This window comes from Glaciibacter kafniensis (genome assembly GCF_039538945.1).
In the GTDB taxonomy this organism is placed as follows: domain Bacteria; phylum Actinomycetota; class Actinomycetes; order Actinomycetales; family Microbacteriaceae; genus Cryobacterium; species Cryobacterium kafniensis.
The window spans coordinates 283,057-301,815 of the sequence record NZ_BAABCN010000010.1 but is presented as its reverse complement, the minus strand read 5'-3'; the positions used below and the strand labels follow the sequence as shown (position 1 = coordinate 301,815).

Annotated in this window: 11 protein-coding genes and 3 tRNA genes; 7 read left to right on the top strand and 7 right to left on the bottom strand. The window is 64.5% G+C overall.

The genetic code is table 11. The annotated features are described in order from the left end of the window. Nucleotide 1: 1 nt before the first annotated feature. The 3 genes from ftsH to tilS all read right to left on the bottom strand — a co-directional run bounded on the left by ftsH (nt 2) and on the right by tilS (nt 3,891). Complete coding sequence (ftsH, locus tag ABD791_RS15715) at nt 2-2,014, bottom strand: ATP-dependent zinc metalloprotease FtsH (protein WP_345068428.1); 2,013 nt, start codon at nt 2,012-2,014, stop codon at nt 2-4. Nucleotides 2,015-2,210: 196 nt separating this feature from the next. Then, the gene (hpt, locus tag ABD791_RS15710) at nt 2,211-2,762 is read right to left on the bottom strand and encodes a hypoxanthine phosphoribosyltransferase (protein WP_345068426.1); all 552 of its coding nucleotides are present in this window, start codon (nt 2,760-2,762) and stop codon (nt 2,211-2,213) included. Continuing rightward, nucleotides 2,743-3,891 (bottom strand): tRNA lysidine(34) synthetase TilS, encoded by a 1,149-nt coding sequence (tilS, locus tag ABD791_RS15705; RefSeq protein WP_425562262.1) that lies wholly within the window; start codon nt 3,889-3,891, stop codon nt 2,743-2,745. The genes hpt and tilS overlap by 20 nt, the downstream gene beginning before the upstream one ends. 147 nt (nt 3,892-4,038) lie before the next feature. Here tilS and ppa point away from each other — a divergent pair, with 147 nt between their 5' ends. Beyond that, nucleotides 4,039-4,530: an inorganic diphosphatase gene (gene ppa, locus ABD791_RS15700; protein WP_345068424.1), complete on the top strand. Its 492-nt coding sequence runs from the start codon at nt 4,039-4,041 to the stop codon at nt 4,528-4,530. A gap of 116 nt (nt 4,531-4,646) precedes the next feature. Here the strand turns inward: ppa and ABD791_RS15695 are convergent, their stop codons facing one another. Together ABD791_RS15695 and ABD791_RS15690 are read right to left on the bottom strand one after the other, a co-directional pair. Beyond that, nucleotides 4,647-6,038: a C40 family peptidase gene (locus tag ABD791_RS15695; RefSeq protein WP_345068422.1), complete on the bottom strand. Its 1,392-nt coding sequence runs from the start codon at nt 6,036-6,038 to the stop codon at nt 4,647-4,649. After that, entirely contained in the window at nt 6,031-7,365 is a 1,335-nt protein-coding gene (locus tag ABD791_RS15690) for a peptidoglycan DD-metalloendopeptidase family protein (protein ID WP_345068420.1), read from the bottom strand. Before ABD791_RS15690 ends, ABD791_RS15695 begins: the two co-directional genes overlap by 8 nt. Before the next feature lie 280 nt (nt 7,366-7,645). Here ABD791_RS15690 and ABD791_RS15685 point away from each other — a divergent pair. The 6 genes from ABD791_RS15685 to ABD791_RS15660 all read left to right on the top strand — a co-directional run bounded on the left by ABD791_RS15685 (nt 7,646) and on the right by ABD791_RS15660 (nt 11,937). After that, nucleotides 7,646-7,718 (top strand) — tRNA-Glu (locus ABD791_RS15685). A 124-nt stretch (nt 7,719-7,842) separates the two neighbouring features. Beyond that, nucleotides 7,843-7,916: transfer RNA gene (locus ABD791_RS15680), tRNA-Asp, on the top strand. 70 nt (nt 7,917-7,986) lie between these two features. Beyond that, nucleotides 7,987-8,059, top strand: a tRNA-Phe gene (locus tag ABD791_RS15675). A gap of 480 nt (nt 8,060-8,539) precedes the next feature. After that, nucleotides 8,540-10,093 carry a sugar transferase gene (locus tag ABD791_RS15670; RefSeq protein WP_345068418.1) on the top strand — a complete coding sequence of 518 codons (1,554 nt, stop codon included), beginning with the start codon at nt 8,540-8,542 and terminating at the stop codon, nt 10,091-10,093. Next, on the top strand, nt 10,093-10,593 hold the full coding sequence (locus tag ABD791_RS15665; protein ID WP_345068416.1) for an FAD synthase family protein: 501 nt from the start codon (nt 10,093-10,095) through the stop codon (nt 10,591-10,593). Before ABD791_RS15670 ends, ABD791_RS15665 begins: the two co-directional genes overlap by 1 nt. A gap of 24 nt (nt 10,594-10,617) precedes the next feature. Beyond that, nucleotides 10,618-11,937, top strand: a complete 1,320-nt coding sequence (locus ABD791_RS15660; protein WP_345068414.1) for a glycosyltransferase family 4 protein — start codon at nt 10,618-10,620, stop codon at nt 11,935-11,937. Here ABD791_RS15660 and ABD791_RS15655 read toward each other — a convergent pair. Both ABD791_RS15655 and ABD791_RS15650 read right to left on the bottom strand, forming a co-directional pair. Then, nucleotides 11,833-13,347 carry a glycerophosphodiester phosphodiesterase gene (locus tag ABD791_RS15655; RefSeq protein ID WP_345068412.1) on the bottom strand — a complete coding sequence of 505 codons (1,515 nt, stop codon included), beginning with the start codon at nt 13,345-13,347 and terminating at the stop codon, nt 11,833-11,835. The two genes, ABD791_RS15660 and ABD791_RS15655, sit on opposite strands and share 105 nt — an antisense overlap. 2 nt (nt 13,348-13,349) lie before the next feature. Continuing rightward, a complete protein-coding gene (locus ABD791_RS15650) occupies nt 13,350-18,734 on the bottom strand; it encodes a LamG-like jellyroll fold domain-containing protein (protein ID WP_345068410.1) in 5,385 nt (1,794 codons plus the stop codon). Between the last annotated feature and the right edge of the window lie 25 nt (nt 18,735-18,759).

Here is an 18,759-nt window from a genome sequence, read left to right as displayed (position 1 = left end):
CCTAGGCGGTAGCGGGACGCGGTGCCCGGTTGGGCTCGCGCTTGGGCTTGGCGTCGGCCGCCTCACCACTTGAGATCCCGCCGTCGACGGCTCCCGGATCGATCGGAGCCTTCTGCGCCGGCATGGCGATGGGCGGACGGTCAGAGACCGGGCGCTTGTCGCTGGAGAGCCATTGCGGGCGCGGGGGCAGCTTGACGACACCCTCGAAGATCGGGGCGAGCGCGACCTGGTCGAGCGTTTCATGCTCGAGCAGCGCCTGGGCCAGGCGGTCGAGAATCTCGCGGTTCTGGTTCAACACCAGGTAGGCCTCGTCGTGTGCGCTCTCAAGCAGCTCGCGCACCTCGGTGTCGACGCGCTCAGCGAGACGCTCCGAATAGTCGCGCTGGTGTCCCATGTCGCGTCCGAGGAACATTTCTCCGGATGCCTGGCCCAGCTTGAGCGGGCCGACTGACGCGCTCATGCCGAACTCGGTGACCATCTTGCGAGCCGTGGATGTGGCCTTTTCGATGTCGTTGGATGCGCCGGTGGTCGGGTCGTGGAAGATGATCTCTTCGGCGACACGGCCGCCCATCGAGTAGGCGAGCTGGTCGAGCAACTCGTTGCGAGAGACCGAGTAGCGGTCTTCGAGCGGCATCACCATCGTGTAACCGAGGGCACGTCCACGCGGAAGGATCGTGATCTTTGTCACCGGATCGGTGTTGTTCATCGCCGTGGCCACCAGGGCGTGACCGCCCTCGTGATAGGCGGTGATCAGCTTCTCTTTGTCGCGCATGATGCGCGTGCGACGCTGCGGGCCGGCCATCACACGGTCGACTGCCTCGTCAAGGGCACGGTTGTCGATCAGCTGAGCGTTGGAGCGGGCGGTCAGCAGCGCTGCCTCGTTGAGCACGTTGGCCAGGTCGGCACCGGTGAAACCGGGCGTCTTGCGGGCGAGCACTTCGAGGTCGACACCCTGAGCCATCGGCTTGCCCTTGGCGTGCACCTCGAGAATGTGCTTGCGGCCGAGCATGTCCGGTGCGTCAACACCGATCTGACGGTCGAAGCGGCCCGGGCGCAGCAGGGCGGGGTCGAGGATGTCCGGACGGTTGGTCGCAGCGATCAGGATGACGTTCGCCTTGACGTCGAAGCCGTCCATCTCCACGAGCAACTGGTTCAACGTCTGCTCACGCTCATCGTGCCCGCCGCCCATTCCGGCGCCACGGTGACGACCGACAGCGTCGATCTCATCGATGAAGATGATCGCCGGAGCGTTCTCTTTCGCCTGCTGGAACAGGTCACGCACGCGACTGGCACCGACACCGACGAACATCTCGACGAAGTCAGAACCTGAGATCGAGTAGAACGGCACGCCGGCCTCGCCGGCGACAGCGCGGGCCAACAGCGTCTTGCCGGTTCCGGGAGGACCGTACAGCAGCACGCCCTTCGGGATACGGGCACCCACCGCCTGAAAACGGGCGGGGTCTTTCAAAAAGTCTTTGATCTCGTGAAGTTCTTCGATGGCCTCGTCGGCACCGGCGACATCCGCGAAGGTCACCTGCGGTGACTCCTTCGTGACAAGTTTCGCCTTCGACTTGCCGAACTGCATGACCTTGTTGCCGCCGCCCTGCATACCCGAGAGCATCAGCCAGAAGAACACACCGATCAGCAGAACGGGAAGCAGAATGCCGAGCAGCGACAGGAACCAGTTGGCCTGCGGCACCTCGTCGGTGAATCCGTCCTTCGGGTTCGCGGCGGTCACGGCCTCAACGACCTCTGTGCCACGCGGCGCCACGTAGTAGAACTGCACCTGCTTGCCGAACTTGTCGTCGGCTTTGGCGAGGGTGAGGTCGACGCGCTGATCGCCGTCGATGATCGTCGCCTCGCTCACCTTGCCGTCTTTCAGAAACTCAAGACCCTGCTGGGTCGTGACTTCTTTGAATCCCGACATTGTCAGCAGGCTCGAGCCCACCCACACCGCTATAACAGCAAGCACGATGTAGAGGAGCGGGCCGCGAAGAAGCTTCTTGACGTTCATGGTGCTCACAGGCTACCGCCCCCGCACTGAACGAATGCCGCATGTTCGCCGTGAGGGGAACAGTTTCTCGGCGAACCGGTAATGAGGCGGTGCGAAGGCGAGGTTGAGGAGTAAACGTGCGCGAGGCGCAGCCTCGCGAAAGGCGGGAGCCCCGAGCCAGGAAACCTACCGACTCGAGCCGATGCGGCCGTGGGCCTTAGGAGTAAACGTGCGGCGCGAGAATTCCCACCGAACGCAGGTTGCGGTACTTCTCCGCGTAGTCGAGGCCATAGCCGACGACGAACTTGTTCGGGATGTCGAAGCCCACGTACTTGACGTCGATGTCGACGGTTGCCGCCTCTGGCTTGCGCAGCAACGCGCACACCTCAACGGATGCCGGGCCGCGCGACTTGAGGTTGGCGAGCAGCCACGAGAGGGTCAGGCCCGAGTCGATGATGTCTTCGACGATCAGAACGTGGCGACCGGTGAGGTCGGTGTCGAGGTCCTTCAGGATGCGCACGACTCCGCTGGACGAGGTGCCGGAGCCGTAGGAGCTGACGGCCATCCAGTCCATGGTGATCGGCAACGTCAGTTCGCGGGCCAGGTCGGCCATGACCATGACCGCGCCTTTCAACACACCGACGAGCAGCACGTCTTTGTCGGCATAGTCAATTTCGATGCTGCGACACATCTCGGCCAGGCGAGCGCGAATCTGCTCCTGGTCGATCAGGATTTCAGTGAGGTCGCCGTCAATGTCGCGAGGTTCCATGGGAACGAAAGAGTCCTTTGCTCGGTGGTGTGCCCGGTGCGGAAAAGACCAGCATTCCGTCCTGACGATTAACTCTAACGCCTGGTAGGTCGAGCGGTTTCTGTCCGTGCCAATCGGTCACCAGGCTGAGGGCGGCGAGCGTGTGCACGCGTTCGAGCGACACGCCGAACTCACTCTCGACGATGTACCTGACAATGCGCTGGCGCAAGGCCGGCGGATTCGCGGCCAGCACTCCGACCGACACCGCGATGCCGGCCTCCGCCGGTTCGCAGATCTCCTCGATGATCTCGACCACCATTGCGTCGAGCGCGGCAGAGTCCTCGCGCAACTGATCTGCCGTGCGCGCGAGCGCCTCGGCGATCCCGGGGCCGATCTCGGCTTCCAGGGTCGGCAGCACGCTGCTGCGCACCCGCACCCGGGCATAGCGTTGATCGAGATTGTGCGGGTCATCCCACGGCGCAAGCCCCGCATCGACACAGAACTGTCGGGTGGAGTCACGACGGATGCCGAGCATCGGTCGCAGATACGGCCCGGCGACCGCAGCCATCCCCTGCAAACTCGTGGCGCCTGACCCGCGCGCCAGTCCGAGCAACACGGTTTCGGCCTGGTCATCGAGGGTGTGGCCGAGCAGTACATGGCTGGCCCCGGTTTCGGCGCGTGCCGCGTCGAGCGCGGCATACCGGGCGGCCCTGGCCGAGGCTTCCGGCCCGTCTCCTCCTGCACCGTCAATCTGCACCCGGCGCACCAGAACCGGATTGAGGCCGAGTGCCTCGGCGTGCCGGGCGGCCGCGGCGGCCACCTCGGCCGAACCGGCCTGCAGCCCGTGATCCACGATCACCGCTCCGGCGCGCAGACCGGCGCGCGGCGCCTCGAATGCCGTCGCCGCCGCCAGCGCAAGCGAATCGGCGCCGCCCGACAGCGCGACCAGCACCATCCGTTCGACGGAGATTTCGCTAGAAAACCTCGGTTGCACCCCCGACTCTGCGGCGTGTCGCCCAGAATCTCCGTCGAATGGGGAGCCCCCCGGCGAGCCGAGCGTGCCGGGAAGGGCCGCGCTGAGCGCCTCACGCACGGCACGGCGCACGTCGGCGATGGCGGGGGTCAGTCGCGGGCGGCGTTCAGAGTCCATCCAGTAACGTTATCCCCAGACTTCGACGGCCATGACGGCATCCGGATGCGCTCACCCGCGCGAGGGAGTCGGCCGTCGATCACGCAGATGTCACACGTTGAACCAGAAGCGTTGAATCACACACGTTGAATCAGAGGAGAACAGGCCATGGCCGAATACACCGCAGTCATTGAGATCCCCCGCGGCAGCCGCAACAAGTACGAGGTCGATCACGAGACGGGTCGCGTCTACCTCGACCGCGTGCTCTACACGACCTTCGTCTACCCGACCGACTACGGCTACTTCGAGAACACGCTCGGCCTCGACGGCGACCCCGTCGACGTGCTCGTGCTGCTCGACTACCCGCTGTTCCCCGGCGTCGGAGTCAAGGCCCGCCCGGTCGGCGTCTTCAACATGACCGATGACGGCGGCTCAGACGCCAAGGTCATCGCCGTTCCGGCCGGCGACCCGCGCTGGGATCACATCCAGGACGTCAACGACATCCCCGAGTACACCCGCAAGGAGATCGAGCACTTCTTCGAGCACTACAAGGACCTCGAGCCCAACAAGTGGGTCAAGACCGAGGGCTGGGGCGACGCCGCTGAGGCCGACCAGATCATTCGCGACGGCATCGCGAAGCTGGCAGCCGAGGGTCACTAGCCTCCCCGCTTGCCCTCGCGGCGCATCCCCGCCCGCGAGTTGTCAGAGAAGGCCCCATGGATCGAATCCATGGGGCCTTCTCTGACAACTCGCGGGATACACCCGGATGGTTCTGGCTAAGCGGTCGGACGCCCGACGTAGCCGGCGACGTCGCCCCAGCTCCAGATCGAGTGGATGCGCACCGGTTTTCCGTAGTCGGGCGCCTCGAGAATCATGCCGCTGCCCATGTAGAGCGCCACGTGGTAGAAATCGCCAGGGCTGCCTTCCCAGAAGACGAGGTCCCCGACCTGCGCCTGCGAGAACGGAAGCAGCTTTCCCTGGGCGGCCATCTCGTAATACTGGTTCGTTGCCGAGTGGGTGCCGATGTAGATTCCCGCCGCAGCGTAGGCCGCTTTGGTCAATCCAGAGCAGTCCCACGCATCGGGCCCTGAGCCGCCTAATTCGTAGCGATCGCCTTGCTGCGCACTGGCGAACGCGACCGCGGTCTGAACGGCGCCGGCGTTGGGCTCCCCGACCGGCGGTGTCACGACCGGCGGAGTGACAACCGGTGGCGTCACGACCGGCGGGTTGACGACCGGCGGGGTCGGATCCGCCGGACTCGGATTCGACGGGGTCGGGTTGGAGGGAGTTGGATTCGAAGGAGTCGGGTTCGAAGGAGTCGGGTTCGACGGATTGGGGCTTGTGGGCGGAGGACCCGGCTTGTCCTTTTCGGCCTCTGCCAGCGCGTCGGCTGCCGCTTTGGCTTCGAGAGCCGAGCGGTAGTCGCGTTCCGCAGCCGCCGTGGTGTCCTTCAAGAGCGCGAGCTGTTCGTAGAGTTCGTTCGAATTCTTCTGCTCGGCCTCGAACGCGGCGTTGGAGGCCTGGGCCGCCTTGTTCGCCGTGTCGAACGTCGACTTCGACTCGGCCGCGAGCCGAGTACGCTCCGCGGTGGCCGCCTTCGCCTGATCGCCGAGCGACGTCGCCTCGTTCTTGTCTTGCACCGCTGTGCGGTAAATCGTCGCCGACTGCTCGCTGAGCTTGCTGGCGGTTCCGAGCTGCTGTAGCAGCTCGTCCGCGGAGCCGCCATTGAGAAACAGCTTGACCGACAGATCCTGCGCGCCCGACTTGGCGAGGTGCGCGGCGATCAGGCCCGCGCGCATCTTCGAGGTCTCAGCGGCGGCCTGCGCTGCCTTGGCCTGACCCGTGAGGCTGTCTTCCCGCTTCGTCGCAGCGTCGAGCTTGTCCTGGGTCACCCGATAGGCCTCAGCGGCCATCAACGACGTCTTGGTCGCGGCTTCAGCGGTTGCGCGCAGTCCGTCGAGCAGGCCGGAGATCGCTTCGATCTGGGCGAGTTTCGAGGCCTCGCTCTCCTTGGCCTTTGCCACCTCGTCCCAGCTCGGGTAACCGGGATCCGCAATCGCGGCCGGAGCGGTGATGCCGATGGATGCCGTCACCGCGCCCACGGCGACCGCCGCGAACAGGGTGGCCGGCTTTACCCGCGATAGCGGTCGAGTCTTGTTGTTAGCCAAGGGGTGCTCCCATCGATGCCATGAATGGTTGGGCGTCAACGCGTTGCCCGTCGATTCGAACTTCAAAGTGCAGGTGGCAGCCCGTCGACGCACCGGTCGTACCGGAGCTTGCAATGTTCTGCCCGACAGCGACCTGATCGCCGACGCCCACGAACAGCCCTCCGTCACGGATGTGCGCGTAGCCGGTTGCCACGCCGTTGCCGTGCTCGATCAGAATGAAGTTGCCGTAGGTTCCGTTTCGGCCAGAGTACGTGACAGTTCCATCGTGTGCCGCATAAATCGGCGAATAGCAGCCGGTTCCGATGTCGGTACCTGAGTGATATCCGCCGCTGCAGCTACCGCCACCACAGATGACCGGCCGCGGACCGAACACGTCGGTGATGCGTCCGCTGCCCGGAACCGCCCAGCCCTGTGAGCTGATGTATCCGCCGCCGAGACCGGCGCCAGGGCTGCCGCCGCCTCCGCCTCCGCCGCCTCCGGCTGCTGCCGCCGCAGCGGCAGCCGCGGCCGCCGCGGCAGCGGCTTCCGCGGCAATCCGCGCGCGTTCCGCCACACCGGCTTCATAGCCGGCGGCCGTCGTCGCCTGAGCGTCCTGCAAGAACTTGAGCTGTTCTTCGAGCTCGGCCTTTTTCGTCACCGACTCAGCCAGTGCGGCGTTGGCCGCATCCGATGCCACCTGGGCAGCAGCCATTGCCGATTCAGCGGCAATACGCAGCTTCTCGCGCTCGGCCTGAGCGACGACGGCTTGGTCGCCGAGTGACTGCGCCGCGTTCGTGGCCGTTTGTGCCTGGGCGTAGACCTCAGAGCTGCGCTGCACGAGCTTGCTCATGCTGCCGAGCTTCGACAGTAGCTCGGTCGCCCCTTCGCCTGAGCCAGTTCCATCGAGAATCAAATTGACGCTGAGATCGGTGCCGCCGCTGCGATAGAGCTGAGCGGCCAACTGGCCGGCCTGACGCGTTGCGGTCGTCGCTGTCGCTTTGCTTGCGTCGGCCTGCTCCTGCAGAGAAGTGGCCCGGCGCGCGGCCTCGTCGAACTTGTCTTGCGCGGCCTGCAACTCGGAGCTTCGCGCGAGCGCCTCGGCTGCGGTGCGCTCAACTTCAGTCTGCAGACTCACCAGAAGCGCCTTGATCGATTGCACCTGCGCTTCGCCTGCCGCGGTGTTCGACTTGGCGTTTTCGAGATCCTGCCAGGTCGGGTACTCGGCGGCCTGCGCACTGCCCGACGGCACAATCAAGCTGAATGCGAGAACAAGCGATGTCGCTAGCCCGAACACTGAAAGGAAGCGTGCGCGACTTTTCCGCGCCTTCGTGCCCAGTGCGGTCGGCATCCGGTTCATAACTCCCCGTTCGGGCGATCTCGACTTCTGTCACTCGCGTCGTTATTTTTCACAGTAACAACTCCAGGCAACACTCGCCCAGCAAGAATCCCGAATCTATCCCGGCAGCGCAGAAAACCTTCGACCATTTGCCGAGGGTCGTCAAATCAGCCTTTATGAGCGCGCAACCCGATTCCGACCGATGCGACACGCCAGGCGGTTCTCGATTTGGGCATTTGGTTCAACTCTGCGTATGCTTATGCGTCGGAAGTCATGCACATTGTGACCTCTCGGCCCCATCGTTTAGCGGCCTAGGACGGCGCCCTTTCACGGCGTTAACACGGGTTCGAATCCCGTTGGGGTCACACAATTGAATACGCAGTAGAGTAATATGAACACTGAGCGAAGCACTCGAGTTGAAGAACTCGGCTTGTGAAACTCAGGCAGTAAATGCAGTACCAAATCTAAATGTAGACTCGTCTACATCGAGGCCCTGTAGCGCAGTTGGTTAGCGTGCCGCCCTGTCACGGCGGAGGTCGCGGGTTCAAGTCCCGTCAGGGTCGCAAAGGATGAAAGCCCTTCTGAGAGGAAGGGCTTTTGCCTTAGAAAGCGGCTTCTCGAAGCAGTTTTTGAGGCTCTGTAGCTCAGTTGGTAGAGCGTTCGACTGAAAATCGAAAGGTCACCGGATCGATGCCGGTCGGAGCCACTTGGCCATCTCCAGGCTTCTACTGGGGGTGGCCTTTTTTTGTGCCATTTTCGCGTGATCGTGATTCCCGCCGATCGCGCCGACATCCCCGGCCAGCAACACCGCCCCGCTCGCACAGCCGGCCCGCCGCAGCGCAAGGCCTTTCTCCGGCCCAGCCCTAGCAGCCCGTGACCGCCGGCACTCACCCCCCAATGTGGGTACAGCGCGGCCGACTTGATTCGGAGTAGTGTCACAGCCATGGGTAACTGAGACTTCATCAGGTTATTCATAGGAGTCAGCCGGTGGCCCCCTAGTCCGCCGACTGGCACTGTCCGATACATCACCTGTACACCCGAATTGCAGGGAATGGCCCGTGAACACATCCTCGATGTGTCGACGACTTTGTCGACTCAATAAGTCCGATTTCAACAGGGAAGACGCACCCACGTCTCACCCTCGAACGCAACACCCGCGCGGTGTCCCCGCGGGGGTGACTGCCGGATGACCGACCCCAAGCCACGCCTTCCCGTGGCGAGCGCTCCCGCCCCCACTCGACCAGCTCTTCATCTCATTCCGGCAACACCCACCCCGCCGGAGGCTGTCTTTCTGCCGCCGGTCGATGCCCTGTCTTCTGGCCTTCCGTGGGCTCGACGATATCGGGCCAGACTGCAGCTGACCGACATGAGCATCATTCTCGGCGCGGTCGGCGCCGCATTGATCCTCCGCTTCGGCATCTCAGACCCGCGCGCGCCCTTCGGAACGATCAGAGCCGACTATCTGACGATCTCGGCGCTCATCGCCGGCGCGTGGATTCTCGCCCTGGGCATCTTCCACACGCGCGATTCCCGAGTCGTCGGAGTGGGCGCGGCCGAATACCGCCAGGTGATGAATGCGAGTGCGCTCACATTCGGGTTGCTTGCCATCGGCTTTCTCATCCTCCAGATCGACATCGCGCGGGGCTACTTCATGCTCGCGCTCCCGCTCGGTGTCGTCGGGCTGCTCGTCGACCGGTGGCTTTGGCGGCGTTGGCTGCTTCGTCAGCGGCGTTTCGGGCATTACCTGGCTCGAGCCATCGTCGTCGGAAATCGCGAAGATGTCGAATACGTCGTCGGTCAGATCGACGAGAAGTCAGGGGCCGCCTACTTCGTTGTCGGTGCGGCGCTCGACGAGAAGAAGCCGAGCAGCGTCACCGTCGGTGGCCATTGCGTGCCGGTCGTGGCCGACTTCGCACACGTTGCTGCGGCAGCCGCCGCGCTCGGCGTCGACACCGTCGTGGTGGCCGGTCAGCCGAATGGGGGGAGCCAGTTCATCCGCAACCTCGGTTGGGAGCTTGAATCCACAACGGCCGAGCTGGTCCTGTCGAGCCGGCTGACGGATGTCGCGGGTCCCAGGATCCATTTTCGTCCGGTGGAAGGCCTTCCGCTCATCCACGTCGAGATCCCGCATTTCGATGGCGCGAAGCATGCGCTCAAACGACTCGTTGATGTCGTCTCCTCCGGCATGGCTCTGCTCCTGTTCGCTCCCCTCATGCTGGTGATCGGCATCCTGGTCAAGATCGACAGCCCTGGCCCCGTGCTCTTCAGGCAGGAACGGTGCGGGCGAGGTGGACGCACCTTCCGCATCATCAAGTTCCGTTCCATGATCGCGAGCGCCGAAGATGACCTTGCGGGTCTGCTCGACAAGAACGAAGCGTCGGGAGTGCTGTTCAAACTGCGCAACGACCCGCGCATCACGCGCGTGGGTCGGGTGCTGCGCAAATTCTCCCTCGACGAGCTACCGCAGTTGTGGAACATCCTCGTCGGAGAAATGAGCGTCGTCGGTCCGCGTCCGCCACTCCCCCAGGAGGTCGAAAGCTACGAGACCCATGTTCATCGCCGGTTGTACATCAAGCCGGGACTGACAGGCATGTGGCAAGTGAACGGGCGGTCGAACCTGAGCTGGGAAGACAGCGTGCGCCTCGACCTCTACTACGTCGAGAACTGGTCGCTGGCCGGGGACATGATCATCATCTGGCGCACCGTCAAAACGGTGCTCCGGCCGGAAGGGGCGTACTGATGGGCGCGCATGTGCAGGGGGAAAGCCGAGCGGGAAGCGGTGTCATCGGTTATGCCGGCGGTGCATTCGATCTCTTTCACGTCGGTCATCTGAATATCCTCAAACACGCCAAGAGCGGGTGCGACTACCTCATCGCCGGGGTGGTGTCCGATGAGATGCTTCTGCAGACGAAGGGCTCCCGGCCGATCGTGCCACTGGCCGAGCGCCTCGAGATCGTGCGGCACATCGCCTATGTCGACGAGGCGGTCGCCGAGACCGCAGAAGACAAACTCGACACCTGGGAGCGCCTGCGCTTCAACGTGTATTTCAAAGGCGACGATTGGAAAGGAACGTCTCGAGGCCATCGCCTGGAGCGTGAGTTCGCCGCAGTCGGTGTCGAGGTCGTCTATTTTCCCTACACGGTGACCACCTCGAGCACAGCGCTCCGCCAGGCCCTGGCGGCCTTGACGGCGAGACAACCCCGGTTTGCGAACACCGATCGCCAGAGCGCAGAGGGCTAGCGGGGAGTCATGTCATCAGATCCCGTGAGACTCACGACACTCTGCCTGAACTACGCGCCGGAGCTCACGGGCATTGCCGTCTACACGTCCGGCCTCGCCGAAGGTCTCGCCGACGCAGATCTCCCGGTTCACGTCATCACCGGCTACCCGCACTACCCCGAGTGGCGCATTCACGACGGGTACACCGGGCTGAGCCGTGTCGAGCATGACGCGGCCGTCACGCTCACTCGCCTGAGGCATCCGGTTCCCCGCCGCCCCCGGCTGGCCAACCGTCTCGTCATGGAGCTCACCTTCGGACTGCGCGCGATCCTGACGAACTGGAAGAAGCCGGATGTGGTTCTCCTCGTCACCCCGGCCTTGTTCTCGACCGGACTCGCGGTGCTGAAGGCACGCCTCAGTCACACCCCGACCTGCATCTGGGTGCAGGACATCTACAGCCTGGGCGTGCAAGAAAGCGGCACGGGCGGGCAGCTCCCCGCCCGAATGCTGCGCCGGTTCGAACGCCGAATTCTCAACTCAGCGACGAGCGTTGTGGTCATCCATGACCGATTCAAGCGCTATCTGACCGAAGAACTCCAGGTCAGCGCCGACCGGATCGACGTCGTGCGCAATTGGTCGCATGTCGAAGCAGGAGATCCGGGCCGGCGCGACGACGTGCGGCGCGCGCGCGGCTGGGCCCCCGACGACATCGTCGTTTTGCACGCCGGCAACATGGGAGCGAAGCAGGGTCTCGAGAACGTCGTCAACGCCTCCGAAATCGCCTCAGCCCAGGGCTCCAAGGTTCGCTTCGTTCTTCTCGGTGACGGCAACCAACGCGCGGCGCTGCATGCCCTCGGCCCGAATCCGAGGCTCGAGTTCGTCGATCCGCTCCCCGACGCCGAGTTCGCCGCGGTGCTTTCCGCCGCCGATATCTTGCTGGTGAACGAGCGACCTGGCCTGACCGAGATGTCGGTCCCGAGCAAGTTGACGTCGTATTTCAGTACAGGGCTCCCCGTGATTGCGGCGACCGATGCGGAGAGCATCACCGCCGAAGAACTCGAGAGGGCCGGTGGCGGTCTGCGGGTGAATGCCGGTGCGCCCGGTGCCCTCGTCGATGCAGCAGAAGACCTCGGTGCCGACCCCGAACTGGCGGCGAGCTACGGGGTCGCCGGACGGCTTTTCACCGAACGAACCCTGGCGGCCGCCCCCGCGATCGAACAGTTCCGGGTAATTCTGCTCCGCCTGGCGCGCGGCACGGCTTCAGGAGACGACGATGGAACGAAACTGGACTCCGGGGCCACCGACGTAGTTCTTGCAGAGCCAGAAGTATCCGCCCCGGTACGTGGAGTCTTTGACCTCAAATGACCAACCGTCTCCGTCGAGACGCAGGATCCGGATGACGTTGCCGTTCACTTCGACGTCAAGCCGCACCCACGTGCCTGGCGCCACTGGCGCCGTCTGAACCTGGCCGAGCAGTGTCCCATCGACGGCCTGAGCCGAGCGACGGAACAACTCGACAGATCCGTTCGCACGGATGACCACGTGATAGCCGGCTGACTCGCCCGCCACGCGCACTCGGTAGGCCCGGTCATCCGCCAGCCCGAATGCGAGACCCGCATGCTGGGTCGGGTCGGGAACGGCATCCGGCCAACAGAGTTCCGCCGTGATGCGGTACGCGTCAACCGCAATCGGCGACATCGATCCCATCAGGTAGCTCTGAATGTCGCGATGGTTGAGTTCGACCGTCGCCGGGGCCGGATCGAGCACCGGTTGCACCGACCATCCCTGTTCCGTCGTCCACGGCAGGTCCCCCGGCGCACGCAGGCCGGAGGCAAAGCTGTCGGTGCGGGCCGCGGCCGAGACCGCCGTCAGGTACGGCAGGTTCGAACACATCATCCCTGCGACGCCGAGGCCCTTCATGCGTTCCCGCATTGAGCGAAAATGAATCTCCCAGGCAATCACCGGCTTTCCTGAGGCGACCACCTGCGCGATGTGCGCGTCACTCTCGGTGTGGAACACGCCGAGAAAGTCGAATTCGGGCGCCAATTCATCGACGCGTGCATACAGATCCTCGGTGAAGTAGCCCCACGTTCGGTAGCCGTTTTGGGCGGCTAGGGCGTGCTGTTTGGCCCCCGCCCACTGCTTCCAGACGAAATGAGCGGTCGGGTCGGGGTAGCCGTTCATCACGTCGAGCAGCGCCTGCGTATTCGTTCCCTGCTTGTCTTCGATGAAGATGACGTGAGTGGCAGCGAACGCATCGAGCACGTCGGTCAGCCTCGGGATGGGCTGCAGTGCCGCAGCAGGCCCCAACCAAGCCCTGGAGTCATTGCGAAGCTGGGACAGCTCGGCATAGGTGACGTCAGCGATTGTCAGGTCGCTGACGGTCATCCGCTTCGTCGTGGCGTCGTGGTGGCAGACCAGCACCCCGTCCGCTGTGCAATTCACTGATACCTCGATCGCGCCGGCCCCCAGGGCGATCGCGCGGGAGTAGGCGTCAATGGTGTGTTCCATCCAGTTGTCCCCCGAGCCACGATGGGCGACATAGAACGGTTGTGTGGCCAGGAGGTCGTCGATCGTCCAGTCGTGCAGCGCCGGGGCCGGCGCGGCCGTGGTCTTCACCGGTACGGGCGGAGGCGGTTGCGGCGACACGCTCTGGCAGGCGGTCAGGAGCAAGGCCGACCCACCCAGGAGTAGAAAGGTGCGCCGATCGAGGCGCGCGGAAGCCGCTGACCCGAACCTGGCGCCAGCGGCCTCCCCCGCAGTTGCTCGTGTCATTGTTATTGGGGCGTATAGGTCAGGGTGAGCAGCGGGCGGTAACTCGTCGTCGGGGAGTTGATCGACCAGAATCGAGCGTTGTCGACACCGGTGCTGACGATGGCGAACGAGACGGTGGTACCGGTCAGACCGGCGAGCTGTGTCGCGTTCAGTGCTGACAGATAATTCGTGTTCGTCGCCGCCAGACCGCTCAGCGTGCCGAGGTCGGCGCCCGGCCCGGTCGGCCGGTTGTTCCAGATGACGCCGGCCTCCGTCCACGCACCGGTCACCAGTTTGATGGTCTGGATGTCCACCGAGGTCGCCGTCGGGTCCGTCGACGTGCGCATCTGCAGGCTTGCACCGGTGAGTACCGTGCCGGCGGGAGCTGCGGGAAGCGCGAACTTCAGATACGACTCGATCGGCGAACCGCCGCCGTCGCCGCGGGAGGACAACTGGGTGTCGGCCCCGTAGTTGGTGGTCGCTTGCGCGCGGTAGACCATGGCATCCTCACTCGGATTCACCGTGAGCACCGCCGACGAGGAGGCAATCGTCGCCACCACCTCAGCCGACGCAGCACTGGAGTTTCCTGCGGCGTCGAGCGCGACCACTCGGTAGTAATAGGTACCCGCCGCCAGAGTGGAATCAAGGTAACTCGTCGCCGCGGAGTCGGCGATCTTGTTCGACCCGTCTGCGACAAAGCCGGCGGTCGCGCTGCGGTGCACTGAGTAGCCGGTGACGGCGAGGTTGTCGGTCGATGCCGCCCAGCCGAGCGACACCGTTCCGGCCGATACCGTGGCGGTCAGAGCGTTGGGGGCGCTCGGAGCAACCGTATCGATGATCGTTGCCGACACCGCCTCTGACGCTGGGCTCACGTTCGAGGCCGCGTCACGCGCGATGACTCGGTAGTACGAGGTACCGGCCGCCACTTGGACGTCAACGCTTGTGGTTCCCGTCGAATCGGCGATCTTGTTCGACGCGTCGGCCTCGAACCCGGCAGTGCTCCCGCGATGCACGCTGTACCCGGTCACTCCCACGTTGTCTGTCGATGCGGTCCAGCTCAGAGACACCGTGTCCCCGGTCACGGCAGCGGTCAGCCCGATGGGCTGAGACGGGGGCGTGGTTTCCTGCACGGAGGCCGAGATCGCGTCAGACGCTGCACTCACGTTCGATGCCGCGTCCCTCGCACTCACCCTGTAGAAGTAGGTGCCAGGTGCCACAGCCGTGTCGACGAACGTCGTGCCTGCCGAATCCCCGACCTTGTTCGACGCGTCGGCCACGAAGCCGGCGGTCGAACCACGGTGCACCGAGTACCCGGTGACGGCGACATTGTCGGTCGATGCCGGCCAGCTCAGCGACACTGAACTTGCGGATACCACCGCCGTGCCGGTGCCGGGGACGCTCGGGGCGACGATGTCGGCCGGTTCATAGCTGAGCGTGAGCAACGGGCGGTAGCTGGCCGTCGTTGAGTTATTCGACCACAGCCGCACGTTGTCAGACCCCGCACTACTCTGGAGCGCGAATGACACCGTGGTGCCGGAGAGACCGGCCAACTGGGAGGCGTCGAGCACGACCTGGTAGTTGGTGTTGAGCGCACTCGCGCCCGACAGCGTGCCCAGCGCAGCGCCCAACCCGGTCGGCCTGTTGTTCCAGGTGACCGCTTCTTCCGTCCATGCTCCCGCCAGGAGCTTGAGGGTGTGTGCATCGGCCGAGGCAGCTGCCGCATCGGTCGACGTGCGCAGTCGCAGTGTCGCACCGGCGAGCACAGTGCCCGGCTCCGCCGTCGGCAGGGCGAAGCTGAGGTAGGACTCGATCGGGGAGTTCGAATCCGGCCCCCGAGACGACAGCTGCGTGTCACTGCCGTAGTTTGTCGTCGGCAGGGCCTTGAACACCATGGCATCGCCGGTCGGATTGACCGTCTTGACGAGCGACGTCGGGGCCACCGTGGTCAGAACAGCCGCCGTGGCCGCACTCGTGTTGCCGACAGCGTCGAACGCTGCGACCTTGTAGTAGTAGTCGCCGGCGGTGAAGACCGAGTCGGTGGCCGATGTGCCGGCCGCCGCGGTGATCTTGGTGGTGGCATCGGCGGTGAAGGTGGGCGTCAGCCCGCGGTACACCGAGTACCCCGTCACCCCGATGTCGTCGGTTGCGGCCGTCCACGACAGCGATACCGTCGATCCGGAGACCGACGCCGTCAGTCCTCCTGGCACGCTCGGCGCGGTGGAGTCCGCCACAGTCACCGAGGTGGCGACGGAGGCGCGGCTGACGTTGCCGGCGGCATCCACGGAGTTCACCCGGTAGAAGATCGCGCCGGCCGGCGCTCCCACGTCCGAGTAGGTCGCAGCGGTCGGTGTCGCGATGCGGTTGGATGCGTCGGTCACGAAGTCCGGATCGCTTCCTCGATGCACCTCATAGCCGGTCACCGCGACGTTGTCACTCGATGCCGCCCAGGACAGCGACACCGTGCCGGCGGCGACTGTGCCCGACAGCCCGGCAGGGATGCTCGGCGCGATCGCGTCAGGGGCCGTGTTCGTTCCGAGTTGGTAGTGAAGCAGCACGGTGGCTGCGGGAAGAGCTCGCGTGTACGCGGCGAACTCGTCGAGCGTGCCTGTGAAGAAGTTGCTCGACGGCTTCGACGGCCAGTTCGTGAGGTTGCCTCCGCCGGCGCGCCAGTACCCGGTGATCGACTGATTCGTCGTCGTCGGATTGGTTCCGACTGCGACTCCGTCGACGTACAGCTTCAGACCGTCCGCCCCCTGGGTTCCGACGACATGGTGCCACGCGTTGTTGTTGAACGACGCTGCGGTCTGGATCGTCTGGTAGCCACCCGAATTGACCCCGAAGACCAACGCTCCCGAGTTGGTCATGTAGATCTGCTTGTCGGCACTTGACCCGGTTCCGGTTGCGCTGCTTTCAAAGCCGGCGATCTTTCCACCCGACGTCGTCGCGGTCTTGAACCAGGTCTCCACGCTGAACTCTCGCGGAGAGGCCACCGCCGTCTTCGTGGCGATCAGCCCGGTTGTGCTTCCGTTCGTTTGCACGGCTGCCCCCACCTGGATCGCGCGAGGCTGTTGCTTGACGACCGAGCTTCCGTAGGTGCCGGTCGACGACGCGGCGAACGATGAATCCTTTGCCGTGGTTCCTGACGTCTCGTCGAGCCGCCAGAAGAGCGCGGCGTCATCGGTGAAGACCCGAGCACCATAGGCGTCGGTCGGTGCCGTCGGCGTCGTCACTTGCCCGCCCGCCAGCGTGTAATGCCGGGCAACCTGCTGAGCGCTCAGCGGCGCAGAGTAGATCGCTGTCTCGTCAATCTGTCCGGCGAAGAAATTGCTCGTCGGACGATTCGGCCAACCCGAGAGGTTGTCGCCGCCGACATGCCAGTTGCCGACAGCGGAGCTATTGGTCGCAACCGTGTTCTGACCAACATTGACACCGTCAACGTACAACGCCATTCCATTGGCGCCTTGCGTCGCCACAATGTGGTGCCAGGCGTTGTTGTTGTACGCGGACCCGCTGCGAATGGTTTGCGTCCCGCCGGAGTTGACTCCGAACGTCAGCCGACCCGTGTTGTCCATGTAGATCTGCTTGTCGACGTTAGAGCTGAGCTGAGTCGCCAGCGTGTCGGTCCGCGGCCGGCCGTCACCGTAGCCAACGATCTTTCCGCCCCGGTTCGTGTTGGTCTTGATCCAGGTCTCAATCGTGTACGAGGTCGGCCCGGACTTCTGCTGGTCGTTCCAGACGTAGCCGTCGCTGCCGTTGAACAGAGCGGATGTGTCTGGGTCGCCGGTGATGGCACCCGGCTGGCCGAGCGTCACCCCGTTCAGGTACTGCCCGCTCTTGCCCGACGTGGTCTGGCGTGACCTGTCTTGCGCCCAGTTTGCCGCCGTGTCATCGAGGCGCCAGTAGAGTTGTGCGCCGTCAGCGATGACCTGGCTCTGATAGCCCGTCGTCGCGTTGACCGCCGTCACGGACACCGCGGGTGAGAGCGACGTCGTGTTCACCCCGTCGCTGGCTGTCACACGATAGCTGTAGGTCGAGCCGACGGTGACATTCTCATCGACGAACGTCACCTGTGGTCGACTCCACCAGAGCGACGTGGCGGTCCCGGTCCAGATCGGGCCTGATGCACCGTTCCGGTAGACGCGGTAGGTCAGCACATTGTCGTCTGGATCGACGACGCTACGGAATCGCACCTGATTGGTTCCGTTCGGCATCGCCTCTGCGATGGGGGCAGGGAGCGGAGGCTTTCCGACGTCGTCGGGACCGAAACGGGTGAGTCCCTGTTGGGCCTTGCCGTTGATGATGGTGAACTCGCCACCCGACCACAGATAGGTCTTGCCCGTTGTCGCCCCGGTGGCGATGGTCAGGCTGCGCGGCCCGATGCCTTCCCCGATGCCGTCGTTGGCGGTGGGATGCCAGCCGAGCAGCGAACCATCCTGCGTGCTCTGGGCATTGAAGTAGTTGCGCTTGCCGTCGCCGAACGCGTTGTTGGTGTTGCAGTCGTGGGCGTGGCTCGCCGAATAGAGGGTGCCTTGATAGGCGAGAACCGCCTGGGTCGCACCGAGGCAGGTGTCTCGCCATTTCTGATCGAGGGTGGTCCAGTCGATGGCGAAGCGGCCGTCGAAGACGCCACCGCCGCTCCCCTCGTTGCCCCCGTACAGAGTGTTTCCGTCGGTCAACAAGGTTTTTGTCACCGAGGTTCTGACGATGAATCCGAGGGGGTAGTTTCGCAGGTTCGCACCGGTCGTGGCGTCGACGACGGCGATGGCATGCGAGTTCTGACCGTTGACGGTGAGGAAGTCACCGCCGATTGCGACCTTCGTCTGATCCGGTGACACCGCGATGGCGCGGCCGATCGTGTCTGCCGAGGGAGCCCAGGGCAGCAGCGCCCCTGTCGTGGCGTCGACGGCGGCGAAGTGATTGCGGGTTTGCCCGTCAACGGTGAGAAACTCTCCGGCGAGGTACAGCGTGGTCGCGGTTGCGGCGAGCCCGTAGACGAACGAGGTGATTCCGGCGGTGCGGAGAGGCTTGACGACACAGGCGACAGGGTCGATCGCCGCGAGGCGGGGAACGTTGACACCGCCGATCGAAGCGAAGTTGCCGCCCAAGTAGATGGTGTTTCCGTCAGGGGACGCGATGACCGACCGGATGGTGGGGGTATCGCCGCCGAGCGACACTGTGAGTTGGCAGCTGTCTGGTTCGCCGGTCTCTGCGTTGAAGATGGCCAGGGTTCCCTGGTTCTGCACCGCTCCGGCGCTCCCTTCCGGTTGGCGGATCTGCGCGAAGGTTCCTCCGACAATGACTTTGCCGTGCACCGATGCTGAGCTGTACACCACTCCGTCGGTCTGCCAGGTCGGCAGGTCGTCGGCGCTGAATGACACTCCTGCCGAGAGTGCTGAGGCGGACTGCACGGGTGGTGTGACAAGCGCAAGCGCG

What these genes read in the sequence shown, in the direction of transcription:
- ftsH (WP_345068428.1), bottom strand. Translation starts at nt 2,014, where the DNA reads ATGAACGTCAAGAAGCTTCTTCGCGGCCCGCTCCTCTACATCGTGCTT.
- hpt (WP_345068426.1), bottom strand. Translation starts at nt 2,762, where the DNA reads ATGGAACCTCGCGACATTGACGGCGACCTCACTGAAATCCTGATCGAC.
- tilS (WP_425562262.1), bottom strand. Translation starts at nt 3,891, where the DNA reads ATGGACTCTGAACGCCGCCCGCGACTGACCCCCGCCATCGCCGACGTG.
- ppa (WP_345068424.1), top strand. Translation starts at nt 4,039, where the DNA reads ATGGCCGAATACACCGCAGTCATTGAGATCCCCCGCGGCAGCCGCAAC.
- ABD791_RS15690 (WP_345068420.1), bottom strand. Translation starts at nt 7,365, where the DNA reads ATGCCGACCGCACTGGGCACGAAGGCGCGGAAAAGTCGCGCACGCTTC.
- ABD791_RS15670 (WP_345068418.1), top strand. Translation starts at nt 8,540, where the DNA reads ATGACCGACCCCAAGCCACGCCTTCCCGTGGCGAGCGCTCCCGCCCCC.
- ABD791_RS15665 (WP_345068416.1), top strand. Translation starts at nt 10,093, where the DNA reads ATGGGCGCGCATGTGCAGGGGGAAAGCCGAGCGGGAAGCGGTGTCATC.
- ABD791_RS15655 (WP_345068412.1), bottom strand. Translation starts at nt 13,347, where the DNA reads ATGACACGAGCAACTGCGGGGGAGGCCGCTGGCGCCAGGTTCGGGTCA.